The sequence below is a fragment of the Acidovorax sp. GW835-FHT14G06 genome (assembly GCF_058793595.1).
In genome coordinates this window covers 472,512-486,538 of the sequence record NZ_JBXAGA010000002.1, presented here as the reverse complement: position 1 = coordinate 486,538, position 14,027 = coordinate 472,512, and the positions used below count along the sequence as shown (strand labels likewise).

Annotated in this window: 9 protein-coding genes; all 9 read right to left on the bottom strand. The window is 64.5% G+C overall.

Annotated elements, in window-relative coordinates:
* Positions 1-14 precede the first annotated feature (14 nt).
* The 9 genes from typA to AC1Q64_RS04795 all read right to left on the bottom strand — a co-directional run bounded on the left by typA (position 15) and on the right by AC1Q64_RS04795 (position 13,887).
* Positions 15-1,838 (bottom strand): translational GTPase TypA, encoded by a 1,824-nt coding sequence (gene typA / locus AC1Q64_RS04835; RefSeq protein ID WP_291434831.1) that lies wholly within the window; start codon positions 1,836-1,838, stop codon positions 15-17.
* Positions 1,835-2,836, bottom strand: coding sequence for a tRNA pseudouridine(55) synthase TruB (truB, locus tag AC1Q64_RS04830; protein WP_291434833.1), 1,002 nt, complete (start codon positions 2,834-2,836; stop codon positions 1,835-1,837). The genes typA and truB overlap by 4 nt, the downstream gene beginning before the upstream one ends.
* A gap of 3 nt (positions 2,837-2,839) precedes the next feature.
* Positions 2,840-3,211, bottom strand: coding sequence for a 30S ribosome-binding factor RbfA (rbfA, locus tag AC1Q64_RS04825; protein WP_008904004.1), 372 nt, complete (start codon positions 3,209-3,211; stop codon positions 2,840-2,842).
* 18 nt (positions 3,212-3,229) lie between these two features.
* Complete coding sequence (gene infB, locus AC1Q64_RS04820) at positions 3,230-6,103, bottom strand: translation initiation factor IF-2 (RefSeq protein WP_291434841.1); 2,874 nt, start codon at positions 6,101-6,103, stop codon at positions 3,230-3,232.
* A gap of 24 nt (positions 6,104-6,127) precedes the next feature.
* Positions 6,128-7,612, bottom strand: a complete 1,485-nt coding sequence (nusA, locus tag AC1Q64_RS04815; RefSeq protein WP_056063891.1) for a transcription termination factor NusA — start codon at positions 7,610-7,612, stop codon at positions 6,128-6,130.
* 80 nt (positions 7,613-7,692) lie between these two features.
* The gene (gene rimP, locus AC1Q64_RS04810) at positions 7,693-8,289 is read right to left on the bottom strand and encodes a ribosome maturation factor RimP (RefSeq protein WP_056063893.1); all 597 of its coding nucleotides are present in this window, start codon (positions 8,287-8,289) and stop codon (positions 7,693-7,695) included.
* 289 nt (positions 8,290-8,578) lie between these two features.
* Entirely contained in the window at positions 8,579-11,944 is a 3,366-nt protein-coding gene (locus tag AC1Q64_RS04805) for an SNF2-related protein (RefSeq protein WP_492250688.1), read from the bottom strand.
* Between the two features lie 201 nt (positions 11,945-12,145).
* On the bottom strand, positions 12,146-12,547 hold the full coding sequence (locus AC1Q64_RS04800; protein WP_492250640.1) for a thioredoxin family protein: 402 nt from the start codon (positions 12,545-12,547) through the stop codon (positions 12,146-12,148).
* 59 nt (positions 12,548-12,606) lie between these two features.
* Positions 12,607-13,887 carry a c-type cytochrome gene (locus tag AC1Q64_RS04795; RefSeq protein ID WP_492250639.1) on the bottom strand — a complete coding sequence of 427 codons (1,281 nt, stop codon included), beginning with the start codon at positions 13,885-13,887 and terminating at the stop codon, positions 12,607-12,609.
* Positions 13,888-14,027: the final 140 nt, after the last annotated feature.

The window sequence follows — 14,027 nt, the reverse complement described above, 5'->3', positions numbered from 1 at the left end:
GAACGCTCCGCCGATCAGGACCGGGAGGCGCGCTTGCGCTCGTTTTCGGTCAGGTGGCGCTTGCGCAGGCGCACGGACTTGGGCGTGATTTCGACCAGCTCGTCGTCCTCGATGAATTCCACGCCATATTCGAGCGTGAGGTCGATCGGGGGCGTGATCTTGATCGCGTCTTCCTTGCCAGAAACACGGAAGTTGGTCAGCTGCTTGGTGCGCGTGGCATTCACCACCAGGTCGTTGTCGCGGCTGTGGATGCCGACGATCATGCCTTCGTACACGGGGTCGTTGGCCTTCACGAACATGCGGCCACGGTCGTCCAGCTTGCCCAGGGCGTAGGTGAAGATTTCACCGTCGTCCATGGAGATCAGCACGCCGTTCTTGCGGCCGCCGATGTCACCCTTGTGCGGTTCATAGCTGTCGAAGATGTTGCTGATGAGGCCGGAGCCGCGCGTCAGGTTCAGGAATTCGTTGGTGAAACCGATCAGGCCACGGGCCGGAATGCGGTACTCCAGGCGAACGCGGCCACGGCCGTCGGACTCCATGTTCACCAGCTCGCCCTTGCGCTCGCCCAGGGCCTGCATCACGCCGCCCTGGTGGCCTTCTTCGATGTCGGCCGTCACCAGTTCGATAGGCTCGTGCTTGACGCCGTCGATGTCCTTGAACACCACGCGGGGCTTGGAAACGGCCAGCTCGTAACCTTCGCGGCGCATGTTTTCCAGCAGGATGGTCAGGTGCAGTTCACCACGGCCCATCACTTCGAAGATGCCTTCTTCGTCGGTTTCGTTCACGCGCAGGGCCACGTTGTGCTGCAGTTCCTTTTGCAGGCGGTCCCAGATCTGGCGGCTGGTCACGAACTTGCCTTCGCGGCCGGCCAGCGGGCTGGTGTTCACGCAGAAGTTCATGGTCAGCGTGGGCTCGTCCACCTTCAGCATGGGCAGCGGCGCGGGGTTGGCGGGGTCGGTCACAGTCACGCCGATACCGATGTCTTCGATGCCGTTGATCAGAACGATGTCGCCGGGGCCAGCCAAGGGGGTCTGCATGCGATCCAGGCCCTGGAATGTCAGCACCTGGTTCACACGGCCCTTCACGGCCTTGCCATCAGGGCCTTCCATGACGACCACGTCCTGCATGGGCTTCAAAGTGCCCTGGCTGATGCGGCCCACGCCGATGCGGCCCACGAAGCTGGAGAAGTCCAGCGCAGAGATCTGCAACTGCAGCGGCGCGTTGGCATCGCCCGTGTTGGGGGGAACGTGCGAGAGGATAGTGTCGAACAGGGCCGACATGTCGGGGCCCCACTGCTCACCAGGTGCGCCTTCTTCCAGCGACGACCAGCCGTTGATGCCCGAGGCGTACACCACGGGGAAGTCGAGTTGTTCGTCGGTGGCACCGAGCTTGTCGAACAGGTCGAACGCGGCGTTCACCACCTTGTCGGGGTTGGCACCGGGCTTGTCCACCTTGTTCACCACCAGGATGGGGCGCAGGCCCAGCGCCAGGGCCTTCTTGGTCACGAAACGCGTCTGGGGCATGGGGCCTTCTTGCGCGTCGATCAGCAGCACCACGCTGTCCACCATAGACAGCGCACGCTCCACTTCACCGCCGAAGTCCGCGTGGCCGGGGGTGTCCACGATGTTGATGTGCGTGCCCTTCCAGCTCACGGCGCAGTTCTTGGCCAGGATGGTGATGCCGCGTTCCTTTTCGATCGCGTTGTTGTCCATCACGGTATCGACGACCTTTTCATGGTCGGCGAAGGTGCCGGACTGGCGCAGCAGCTGGTCCACCATGGTGGTTTTGCCATGGTCAACGTGGGCAATGATGGCGATATTGCGGATTTGTTTAGTCATAGTTTTTCCAATATGCCGCTGTGCGCCATGGACGCGGAATGCGGCGTGCTTTCCAAAATTTGTTGAATTTCCAGCGGACTCAGGAGCCTGTCCGGCACCAGCTCCCCGCCCACGATGTGGCCCACCCCCAGCAGCGCCGGGGGATTCTCGCCAAACACCGCCACGGCACTGGCATCGGGCCAGTTGCCACGGCGACGCACGCCCGACAGGAATCGGGCTGCATTCTCACCGTCCAGCGTGACACGCATGTGTTGTGTCAGCAGTGACTCGGGCGCTTCCAGACTGGCCAGGCGTTCTGCCTCGGGCATGGCCTCCAGCTGGGCCAGCGTGACACAGCGCTCCACACCAATGCCCCCAGTGTCGATGCGGCGCAAGAAGGTCAGGTGAGCCCCGCAGCCCAATGCCGCACCAATGTCTTCACCCAACGTACGGATGTAGGTGCCTTTGCTGCAGGTCACTATCATTTTAATAGCTGGCTGCGCTTGATCCGTATGCACCAGCGTCAGCTTGAGGGCATGAATGATCACGTCCCGTGCTTCGCGCTCCACCGTGACACCGGCGCGTGCATATTCGTACAGCGCCTTGCCGTCCTTCTTGAGCGCGCTGTGCATCGGCGGCACCTGGCGGATGGGACCCGTGAACTGTTGCTGCACAGCCGCCAGGCGCTCTGGCGTGAGTTGGGCAGCATCTACATCGCAGCGTTGCACCACGTCCCCCTCGGCATCGCCGGTGGTCGTGGTGGCGCCGAGCAGCGCAATCGCCTCGTAGGTCTTGGCGGCATCCAGCTGCAGCTGGCTGAACTTGGTGGCGGCGCCGAAACACAGAGGCAACACGCCCGTGGCGAGCGGATCCAGCGTGCCCGTATGGCCCGCTTTCTCGGCGCGCAGCAGCCATTTCGCCTTTTGCAAGGCGTCATTGCTCGAAAGGCCGAGCGGTTTGTCGAGCAGCAACACCCCATGCACAGGGCGCCGCTGCACCCTGGTGCGTGGCGCGTGCATGGACTAATCCTCTTTGGCGCGCGAAGACACCGCCTTGGCGATCAAGGCGTTCATGTCGGCTGCACGCTCGGAGGTGCGGTCGAACACGAAGTGCAGCGTGGGCACGGTGTGGATGTGCAGGCGCTTGAACAAGCCGTTGCGCAGGAATCCAGCCGCCTGGTTGAGCGCCGCCTGGGTTTCCACAGGGTCGCCCGTCAACAGGCTGAAGAACACCTTGGCATGGGCATAGTCGGGAGTCACCTCCACGCCCTGCAGCGTCACCATGCCCACGCGCGGGTCTTTCAACTCGCGCGCGATCAGCTCCGTCAGATCACGCTGGATCTGGTCGGCCACCTTGAAGGCGCGGTTGGGGGTGGAAGATTTCTTCGCAGCCATATCGTCGTCACCGTGGCTTTACAGCGTCCGGGCGATTTCCTTGATGTCAAAGAACTCGAGTTGATCGCCTTCCTTGATGTCGTTGTAGTTCTTGAGCTTGATACCGCACTCAAAGCCTTCCTTGACATCCTTGACATCGTCCTTGAGGCGCTTGATCGAGTCGACTTCGCCGGTGTAGACCACCACGTTGTCGCGCAACAGGCGGAACTTGGCGTTGCGATGGACCATGCCGGACGTGACGTACGAACCCGCCACAGTACCGATCTTGGTAGCAACAAACACGGTGCGGATCTCGGCCGTGCCGATGATTTCCTCGCGCTGCTCGGGGGCCAGCATGCCGGACATTGCGACCTTGAGCTCGTCCACGGCGTCATAGATGATGCTGTAGTAGTGCAGGTCCACACCATTGCCTTCGGCGAGTTTGCGGGCACCGGCATCGGCGCGCACATTGAAGCCGATCACGATGGCCTTGGAGGCAATCGCCAGGTTGATGTCGGACTCGCTGATGGCGCCCACAGCGGCATACACCAGTTGCACCTTGACCTCGTCGGTCGAGAGCTTGAGCAGCGACTGAGCCAGCGCTTCTTGCGAGCCTTGCACGTCGGCCTTGACGATGATGGGCAGGGTCTTGACCTCGCCCGCCGTCATGTCAGCGAACATGTTTTCCAGCTTGGCAGCCTGCTGCTTGGCCAGCTTGGTGTTGCGGAACTTGCCAGCACGGTACGTCGCGATTTCGCGGGCACGACGTTCGTCCGTCAGCACCATGAACTCGTCACCGGCCTGTGGCACTTCCGTCAGACCTTGGATTTCGACAGGGATCGATGGGCCTGCCGTCTTGGCAGCCTTGCCGTTTTCATCCAGCATGGCACGCACGCGGCCATAGGTCTGGCCTGCCAGCACGATGTCGCCGACCTTCAGGGTACCCGATTGAACCAGCACCGTCGCGACCGGGCCGCGGCCCTTGTCGAGCTGGGCTTCAATCACAAGGCCCTTGGCCAGTGATTCCACCGGAGCGCGAAGCTCCAGCACTTCAGCTTGCAGGAGTACTTGCTCCAGCAGAGTGTCAATGCCCATGCCGGTCTTGGAAGACACCGGTACGAATGGCGAATCACCGCCGTACTCTTCGGGCACGACCTGCTCCACGACCAGCTCCTGCTTGACGCGTTCGAAGTTGGCATCGGGCTTGTCGGCCTTTGTAATGGCCACCACGATCGGAACACCAGCTGCCTTGGCGTGCTTGATGGCTTCCTTGGTCTGGGGCATGACGCCGTCGTCGGCTGCCACCACCAGAATCACGATGTCCGTGGCCTGAGCACCACGGGCACGCATGGCCGTGAAGGCCTCGTGACCCGGGGTGTCGAGGAACGACACCATGCCGCGTGGCGTTTCCACGTGGTAGGCACCAATGTGCTGGGTAATGCCACCGGCTTCGCCCGCTGCCACTTTGGCGCGGCGGATGTAGTCCAGCAGCGAGGTCTTGCCGTGGTCCACGTGACCCATCACGGTCACGACCGGAGCGCGCGGCAGCAGTTCTGCGGTTTGCTGGCCTGCATCTTCGTCGGTGAAGGCTTCTGGATCGTCCAGCGCAGCCACCACGGCCTTGTGGCCCAGCTCTTCCACCACGATCATGGCCGTGTCCTGGTCCAGCGGCTGGTTGATGGTGACCATCTGGCCCATCTTCATCAGCGCCTTGATGACCTCGTTGGCCTTGATCGACATCTTGTGCGCCAGTTCGGCCACGGTAATGGTCTCGGGCACATGCACTTCGATGATGCGCGCCTCGACCGGTGCGGCCTGCTGGTGATCATCACGGTGGTCGCGGTTGTCGCCACGGCGGCCACGCGGACCACCACGCCAGTTGTTGCGACCGACACCGCCGCTGCTGTCGCCACGGGTCTTGATTTCTTTCTTCTTGGCGGTGTCGTTGGCCCAGCTGGAGGACAGCTTGGCCGACTTCACTTCCTTGCCAGCGCCAGGCGTACCTGCGCCTGCTCCGGCAGCGGCGGGAGCGCCTGCGCGCGCCACGCCAGTGCCCACTGCCGGCTTGTGCAGGGTGCCCTTCTTGGCGTCGCCCACAGCAGCAGGCTTGGCCACTGGCTTGGGTTCCTCGGGCTTCTTGGCCACCATGACCGCCTTCTTGGGCGTGGCCATCATGGAGCGGATAGCAGCAGCTTCGGCCTCGGCCTTGCGGCGGCGTGCATCCAAGTCGGCCGCACGGGCGGCTTCTTCATCAGAGCGTGCCTTGGATTCGGCAGCAGCCTTTTCGCGGGCTTCGTTCTGTGCTGCCGTGCGCGCAGCGGCTTCGGCAGCCTGTTCGCGGGTGGCTTCCTGCTTGACCGCAGAGGCCTGAGCCTTCTTCTCAGCTTCCTGAGCAGCGTAGGCGGCAGCGCGCTCTTCGGCTTCGCGCTCGCGCTTTTCGCGGGCTTCGCGCTCGGCACGTTTTTCGGCCAGTTCCGCCTCCTGGCGGCGGATCAGCTCGGCCTGGCGGCGGGCTTCTTCCTCGCGGCGGGACAGTTCGAGGTCTTCACTCGACACAGCGGGTTCTTCCACCGCCGCTGGTGCGTGCGACTCTGCAGTGGCCTCTGCACCTTCGTCGCGCTGAATGAAAGTGCGCTTCTTGCGAACTTCCACCTGGATCGTACGGGCCTTGCCTGTAGCGTCCGCCTGCTTGATTTCGCTGGTGGACTTCTTGACCAACGTGATCTTCTTGCGATCGGCCGAGGCCGTGCCGTGGCTGGCCTGCAGGTAAGCAAGCAGTTTTTGCTTGTCCGACTCGGTCAACGCGTCAGAGGGGGCAGCCTTGCCCACGCCCGCAGCCTTGAGCTGGTCGAGCAGGGTTTCAGGCGATTTTTTGAGTTCGGTAGCGAACTCGGCGACAGTGTTACTGGACATATGTGGTTCGTGCCTCCCTGACCTTTACTCTTGCCCCGCGAACCAATGTTCGCGCGCCTTCATGATCAAGGCTTTGGCTTCCTCTTCAGACTGTCCGGTCAGGTCGGTCAGTTCATCAATGGCCAGATCGGCCAGGTCGTCACGTGTGTGCACACCACCTTCTGCCAATTTGGCAATCAGCTCGGGGGTGAGGCCTTCGAGGTCGCGCAGGTCCTGGGAGACCTCTTCCACGCTTTCCTCACGGGCGATTTCCATCGTGAGCAGCGCATCCTTGGCACGGGCACGCAACTCGTTGACGGTGTCTTCGTCGAAGCTTTCGATCTCCAGCATTTCCTGCAGGGGTACGTAAGCCACTTCTTCGAGGCTGTTAAAGCCTTCGGAGATCAGGATGTCGGCGATTTCCTCGTCCACATCGAGCTTTTCCATGAACAGCTTGCGGGCCGTGTCGGTCTCGTTGGCCTGCTTTTGCGCGCTTTCGGCGGCGTCCATGATGTTGATCTTCCAGCCGGTCAGGTCGGACGCCAAGCGCACGTTCTGACCACCACGGCCGATGGCGATGGCGAGGTTTTCCTCGTCCACCACCACATCCATGGCGTGCTTTTCTTCATCGACCACGATGGAGGACACGTTGGCCGGAGCCAGTGCGCCAATCACGAACTGTGCGGGGTCTTCGGACCACAGCACAATGTCCACACGCTCGCCAGCGAGTTCGTTGGTCACCGCATTCACACGGGTGCCACGCACGCCGACGCAGGTGCCGATGGGGTCCACGCGCTTGTCATGGGACAGCACGGCGATCTTGGCGCGCGAGCCGGGGTCACGAGCGCAGGACTTGATCTCCAGCAGGCCTTGCTCGATCTCGGGCACTTCCTGGCGGAAGAGCTCAATCATGAACTCGGGGGCCGAACGCGACAGGATGATGGGAGCGCCGCGCAGCGTCAGATCCACTTCCATGATCATGGCCCGCACGCGGTCGCCACTGCGCAGGTTTTCCTTGGGGATCATTTCGCTGCGACGCAGGCGGCCTTCCACGCGGCCGGACTCGACAATGATGTCGCCCTTGTCCATGCGCTTGACGGTACCGGTGAAGATCTTTTCGCCGCGCGACATGAAGTCGTTAAGCAGCATTTCGCGCTCGGCGTCGCGAATCTTCTGCAGAATGACCTGCTTGGCAGCCATGGCGCCAATACGGCCGATGGGCACGGACTCGACACCCTCTTCGATGTACTCACCCACTTCGATGTCCGGAATGCGATCCTTGGCATCCATCAGCAGCTCTTCAGCTTCAGGATTCTGCAGGCCAGCGTCGTCGGGCACCACCAGCCAGCGACGGAAAGTCTCATAGTTGCCGCTGTCGCGATCCACGGACACGCGAATGTCCACCTCGCCCTGGTACAGCTTCTTGGTAGCCTGGGCCAGGGCCGACTCCACGGCACCCAAGACCACATCACGCTCCACGTTCTTTTCGCGCGAAATGGCCTCAACCAACATCAACAATTCGCGATTCATGCGACGACTCTCCTGTTTCAATCACCCGAGGGCGGGGGCTGCGCGCTGCGGCCACCCACCCCACATTTTTCAGCAGCAAATCAGGCAGGCGCAGCCCCGGCCTTGCCTGCGCGCCCCTTGAAGTCCACGATGGGCGCAAGGCGCACATCCCGGCATTCGTCCAAGGTGAAGCCCATCGCCTGCAATGGGGCGGGCACGCGTTTCTTGCTGACTCTTTGACCTGGCTTGACCGGCGGCTCGTCGCTCCAGACGATCTGCCAGCCTCCGGCCTCGGCCCGCTCCAGCGTGCCGCGAAATTTCTTGCGGGTGGCGTTGACCTGCCCTCCCGCTGCTGCGGCGCCGATGGGCGCCTTCAGGGTGATATCGATGACCGAGCCTTCGAAGCGCACAAAATCTTGCTCGTGGCGCAGGGGCCGGTCAATACCGGGGGACGACACTTCGAGGCGCTTGTACTCGACGCCATCGACCTCCAGCGCAAACTGCAACTGGCGGGTGACCTTCTCGCAATCCTCGACCGTCACGAACTGTTCGATCACGGGCTGGGGCGCGTCAGCGGCCGGCTGCACCCAGGGCAAGTCGATGGTGACGCGCAACAGGCCGCCGGCAGAGCGCTCGATCTCCACCAGGTCATACCCCAGGCCCGTCACAATTTGTTCAACGACTTGCTGCAATGCCACGTGTTCAGTTCAATCCCGGAAAAACAAAAAACCCGATAACCCCCGGAGACTCTTCCCCGACAGCTTCGAGCTCCAAAAGCGTTCGACCAAAAAAAACGGGCGGTTGGTACCCGCCCGTTTGGTCGTGAGATTCGTATTGTAGCGTGCAAAGTGTTGATGTGCAAAGGCGCAGGCAGGGAAAACTGTTGTCAACACGCTCAGGCAGGGCGCTCAAGCCAGTGTCCATGCAGCCTGCCGGGCGGTGTCATGCCTCAATGGCACCACACGCTTGTGCAACCTGCGCCAGCAGCTATGACAGTGATAGCGGCTGCAGCAGTTCTGCCAGATCGCTTTCGGTGAACAGCGGCTCCTTGCGGGCGGCCGCACCACTGTAGAGGCTACTTGCCAGCTGGGCCTTGCGCTCCTGCAGCGCCAGAATCTTCTCTTCAATCGTGCCCTGGGCCACCAGCTTGATCACCCACACGCTTTGCATCTGGCCAATGCGGTGGGCCCGGTCGGTGGCCTGGTTCTCTACTGCCGGGTTCCACCAAGGGTCGAAATGGATCACCGTATCGGCCTGCGGCAGATTCAGCCCCACCCCGCCCGCCTTGAGGCTGATGAGAAACAAAGGCACTTGGCCGCTGGCGAACTGCTCGATGATCGCGTCGCGCTTTTGACTCTGCCCCGTGAGCTTGACCCAGGGCAGGTCGCGCTTTTTCAGCTCGGTCTCGATCAGCCTGAGCATGCTGGTGAACTGCGAGAACAGCAAAATGCGCCGCCCCTCGGCCAACATTTCGGGCAGCAGCGTCATCAAATGGTCCAGTTTGGCCGAGGTCTCCACGGCCTTGGCTGCTTCCAGCGGCACCAGCTGCGGGTGGCAGCACACCTGCCGCAGCTTGAGCAGCGCATCCAGGATGGTGATCTGCGATGAGGCCAGCCCCTTGGACTGCAGGGCCTCACGCACGGTTTTTTCCATCCCCAGGCGGATGGTTTCGTACAGGTCGGCCTGTGCGCCGGTCAGCTCCACGGGCATGACCGATTCGACCTTGGGCGGCAGCTCATCCGCCACCAGCGCCTTGGTCCGCCGGAGCATGAAGGGCGTGATGCGCGCGCGCAACTGGGCCATCCGCGCGCCGTCGCCCTGCTTTTCGATGGGCGTGCGAAACACCTCCTTGAAGCGCTGCTGGCTGCCCAGAAAACCCGGCATCAAAAAGTGGAACAGGCTCCAGACCTCGCCCAGGTGGTTTTCCATGGGCGTACCCGACAGGCACAAACGGTGGCGCGCCTGCAGCTCGCCCACCACCTGCGCAGCCTGGCTGCTGGCGTTCTTGATGTTCTGGGCTTCGTCCAGCACGACCAGGTGCCACTGGTGTGCCAGCCAGCGCTCACGGTCGCGCTGCAGCAACGAATACGGAGCGATGACCAGATCGTGTTCGGTGACTTCATCGGCCACTGCATGGCGACCCGCGCCATGCAGCACCAAGCATCGCAGGCCTGGGCAAAAGCGCGCGGCCTCGCGCTGCCAGTTGCCCATCAGGCTCACGGGCGCAATGACCAGTGCAGGGTCTGTCAGCCGCCCCGCATCTTTTTCGACCTGGATGTGCGCCAGCGTCTGCAGGGTCTTGCCCAGGCCCATGTCGTCGGCCAGCACCCCGGCCAGGCCGTGGGCGCGCAGAAACTGCAGCCAGTTCAGACCTTGTTGCTGGTAGGGCCGCAGCGTGGCCCGCACGCTGGCAGGCAGCGGCACCTCGGGCAAGGCGCTAGCGCCCTGCAACTGCGCCACCATGTCGCGCAAGGCACCAGCGCCCTGCCACACCGCGCCCTCACCCAGCGCTGCGCTGGTACGCAGGGCGTCCAGGCGCGAGAGCTTCAGGCTGTCGGCGTTGAAGTCACGCGCGCGATCACCCACCAAATCCAGCAGCGCCGCCATCCAGAGCCGCAAGGTGTCGGTGGGCAGGCGCACAAACCCGGCGCCGGTCAATGAGGGCATGTAGACATGCGCAGGCAGCTGGGGCAGGCCCGTCGCAGGGTCCTGCGGCTGGGCCGCTGCGGCGGCAATCAGGTCGGGTAGCCAGGGCAGGATGTTGTGGCGCACACCACTGATCTCCATGCCCAGTGACAGCGCAAACCAGGGCGATGTAGTCGCGTCGTCACCCTCTGGCTGCAGCGCCACATCCAGCCGGTCGGCATGCTGAACCCAACCATGCAACGGAGCATCCAAAGTGACATCAAACCCCGCGTCGCGCAGCGCTGCAAAGCCGTCGTCCGCCCAGTGCATCCAGTCGTCCTGCGGACGCTCGCCAGGGATGCCGAACAGGCCGTCGTCGGTGGCCAGGAGGCCCAAACCCTCCAGGCGTTCGACAGCACTGCGTTCAGCCACCGCATCGCGCTGCAGCAGCACCTGGTCCCCGTCAGCACCGGGCACCAGCACCGCCAGCTCCTGCCCTGCCCACCAGCCCACACGGCCCTGGTAGTCAAATCGCAATTGGGCGGTGATGAGCCCCATTTCGACCACCTTGTCAGCAGGTGTCGAGGCCAAATGCAGGCGCGCTACGGGTTTCACCCCCCGCACCTGTGTGAGCGGACCCAGCGCCGGCGGCAACGGCAACACCCCGCCAATGCGGCGGACCACATCGGCATGGTGTTTTTGCAGCGCCGCAGCACTGAGCGCGGGCGCCTTGAGCAGCATGGCCACCTGCGCAGGGCTCAGGCCCTCGGCGTGCACCGGGCCGCAGACCCCGTGGGCGGCGTCCAGGTACAAGGGCGGCTGGTTGTCGCACAGGATGGCGGTGCCGCCAGGCAGCGTGGCCTGCAGCCCCCAGACACTCTCGCCACACTGGGCAGGCACAGACGCCTTCCAGCCCCACGCGATGGGCAGCGCGTCGCCCCAGCGCAGGGGGGTGCCTACGGTGGACCCGCCCGCATCCACAAACAGCCGCCCCGTGGCGGCCGCCTGCTCCAGCGCCAGCAACCCCACTGCGCCCTCCGGCACACCGATGGGCGCCACGCTGTAGGCCGAGTAATAGCCCACGCTGCGCGGCATGGCGCGCAGCAGTTGCAGCACCTGGCGGTCGGCATCGCTGGCGCGGTCGTACACCGCCTGGCCCGGTGCTGGCTGCGTGCGGATCTGCTGGGGCTTGGCCCAGCCGCCAGTAACCTTGGGGTAAGAGACCACGGCCTCCAGCTGCAGCTGCGGCACGGTGGTGCGCGGCCGCCCTACGGTGGAGACCAGATAGAGATAGCACTCGGGCCGCTCAAGCCGCTCTGGCCGCCCGCCCAGGGCCTGGGGTGCAGCGGCAACACTGCCGAGGGCCCGGTCCCAGTCCTGCAACCAATGCAGCAGCCGCGCCTCGGCCTCGGCGCGCGCCAGGGCCTCCTTGCGGTCCTGCTGGCTCTTGCGCGCGTCTGCAGCCCGTGCGGACGAGGGGCTGAGCGCAGGGTCCTGGTGCGCAGCCTCCAGGGTCAAGGCCACGGCGTGTTTGCAATCCGCTCCCACGGGGCAATTGCAGTCGCCCGACCAGTGCTTGACCTGCCCGTTGGGCGCGAGAACCAGTTGCACGGATACCTCATACGGGTCGGGCAGGCTGCCCTGCACCTCACCCGCCAAGACCCAGCGGCCCCCGGCCTGCGGTGCAATGCCCACACGCACCACGTCCGCCTGGCGGTACAGCTCCATGCCCCGCTCCCAGGCGCCCTTGTCGCACTGGGCCTGCAGCGAATTGAGCGGGAACCAGGGTGGATGGGGTGTGGACACAGATTTCGAGCAAAAAGTGGCTGTAGCGCTAGAAGATCATGCGCTATCAGCTATCAAAAAAAGAGCAGTCCAGATATGGGCGGTGGCACGGCAACCACCACTGCCAGCCCGCGAGACCGCCCGCTAGGCGCCGCGTGCTGCGCGCACCCGGTCGAAAACGCCCTGCGCTTCGCTCCCCGCCCCGGCACCACCGGGCGCCGCCGCCTGCAGGCTGGTCAACAACCGCGTAAGCACCGGTGCCTGCGGCAACAGCGGGCCCAGGAACAGGGCCCGCTCGCCGTCGGCAATCAGCAGGGTGGGAAAGGTCTCCACGTCCAGGTCCCCGACCAGATCGGATTCGTCTTCGATGTCCACCCATTCAAACCGCACGTCCGGGTGTGCACGGGCCAATTCGTCGAACAAGGGTCGATAAATACCGCAGGTGCCACACCACGCTGCACACAGGCACACAGCCCACCAGCCGCTGGGCGTGGCGGCACCAAGGCTCGTGGGGGTGGGTTCGGGCAGTGCGGCGGGACTGGACATCAAAAGGGCTCCTGAAGGGCAGCGCTACGGAGCGGCTGGCGCTGGCCCATGGCCCGGCGCTACATGCCGCGCCGCTCGCGAGCGCGATAGACCTCGATGGTACCCACACCCGGCGCCTGGTTGCCCCAGCTGTTGCGCACAAAGGTGGTCACCGCCGCCACCTCATCGTCCGACAGCATCTGCTGAAACGGCGGCATGCCATGCGGGCGCGGGTTGCCTGCGGTGGCGGGCAGATAACCTCCCTGCAACACCACACGCACCAGGTTGGTCGGGTCGGCCAGCGTGACAGCGCGGTTGCCCGCCAGTGCCGGAAACGCGCCGGGCTCGCCCTGCCCCCGATCGCCGTGGCACTGTGCGCACTGCTGCTCGTACACCTTGCCGCCCCGCGCCATCGCGCTGGCCGGGGGTGCGGCCACGGTGGCAGGCGCCTTGCGGTCTCGCTGCGGCAGCGCCTGCAGGTACACGGCCATGGCGCGCGCATCGGCATCGGTGAGGTACTGCGTGCTGCGGAACACCACCTCGGCCATGGGGCCCAGCACCGAGCCGTGCGGGGCCACGCCGGTCTTGAGCAGCGCCACCACGTCGTCGGTCGCCCACTCCTTCACGCCCGCCTCGGCCGCCGCATTGAGCGCGGGGGCGTACCAGTTCTGCACGGGGATCAGCCCGCCGGTAAAGGCCTTGGCGTCGGTCGTGGCGCCCAGCGCGTTACGCGGCGTGTGGCAGGCCGTGCAGTGACCCAGGCCATTGACCAAATAGGCGCCACGGTTGTACTCGGCCGTTTGCGTCGGTGGGGGTTGGGGCGCCCCCGGGGTAAAGAACAGCGCCCGCCACACACCCAGCGCCGCCTGCGTGTTGTACGGAAAGCGCAGCGCGTGGTCGCGGTTGGCTTGTGCAGAGGCGGGCACGCTTTGCAGATAGGCAAAGATGGCGTCCGAATCCTCGCGCGTCACCTGCGTGTAGTTGGGGTACGGGAAGGCCGGGTACAGCAGCCGCCCGTCCTTGCTGCGGCCATGGTGCATGGCACGCCAGAACTCGGCCGAGGTCCAGCTGCCAATGCCCAACGCCCTGTCCGGCGTGAGGTTGGAGCTGTGCACCACGCCAAACGGCGTCTCGATGCCGCGCCCGCCTGCAAACGGCGCGCCGCCCTGGGTGGTGTGGCAGGCCATGCAGTTGCCGACGCGGGCCAGGTATTCGCCGCGCTGCACCAGCTCAGGCGTGGATTGCAGCGTCTCGGCGGCGGGCAGCGGCTCTTCGCCACGCAGGTTCAGGGTGATCAGCACCGCTGCGGCAATGCCGAGCGCCGCCAGCACGGAAGAGAGGGTCCAGAGGATGCGTTTCATCGGTGCATCCCTTCTCAGCGTGCAGCTGCAGCAGCGACGGGAACCTCCGCCACACCGCCGCAGCGCGCCGGCATGGCGGCGGGCAGCGTGCGGGCCGGGGGGGGGGAGCACGACAAGGAATGGGGGGCAAGACGCGAGGA

What these genes read in the sequence shown, in the direction of transcription:
- infB (WP_291434841.1), bottom strand. Translation starts at nt 6,103, where the DNA reads ATGTCCAGTAACACTGTCGCCGAGTTCGCTACCGAACTCAAAAAATCG.
- nusA (WP_056063891.1), bottom strand. Translation starts at nt 7,612, where the DNA reads ATGAATCGCGAATTGTTGATGTTGGTTGAGGCCATTTCGCGCGAAAAG.
- typA (WP_291434831.1), bottom strand. Translation starts at nt 1,838, where the DNA reads ATGACTAAACAAATCCGCAATATCGCCATCATTGCCCACGTTGACCAT.
- AC1Q64_RS04805 (WP_492250688.1), bottom strand. Translation starts at nt 11,944, where the DNA reads ATGGAGCTGTACCGCCAGGCGGACGTGGTGCGTGTGGGCATTGCACCG.
- AC1Q64_RS04800 (WP_492250640.1), bottom strand. Translation starts at nt 12,547, where the DNA reads ATGTCCAGTCCCGCCGCACTGCCCGAACCCACCCCCACGAGCCTTGGT.
- truB (WP_291434833.1), bottom strand. Translation starts at nt 2,836, where the DNA reads ATGCACGCGCCACGCACCAGGGTGCAGCGGCGCCCTGTGCATGGGGTG.
- rbfA (WP_008904004.1), bottom strand. Translation starts at nt 3,211, where the DNA reads ATGGCTGCGAAGAAATCTTCCACCCCCAACCGCGCCTTCAAGGTGGCC.
- AC1Q64_RS04795 (WP_492250639.1), bottom strand. Translation starts at nt 13,887, where the DNA reads ATGAAACGCATCCTCTGGACCCTCTCTTCCGTGCTGGCGGCGCTCGGC.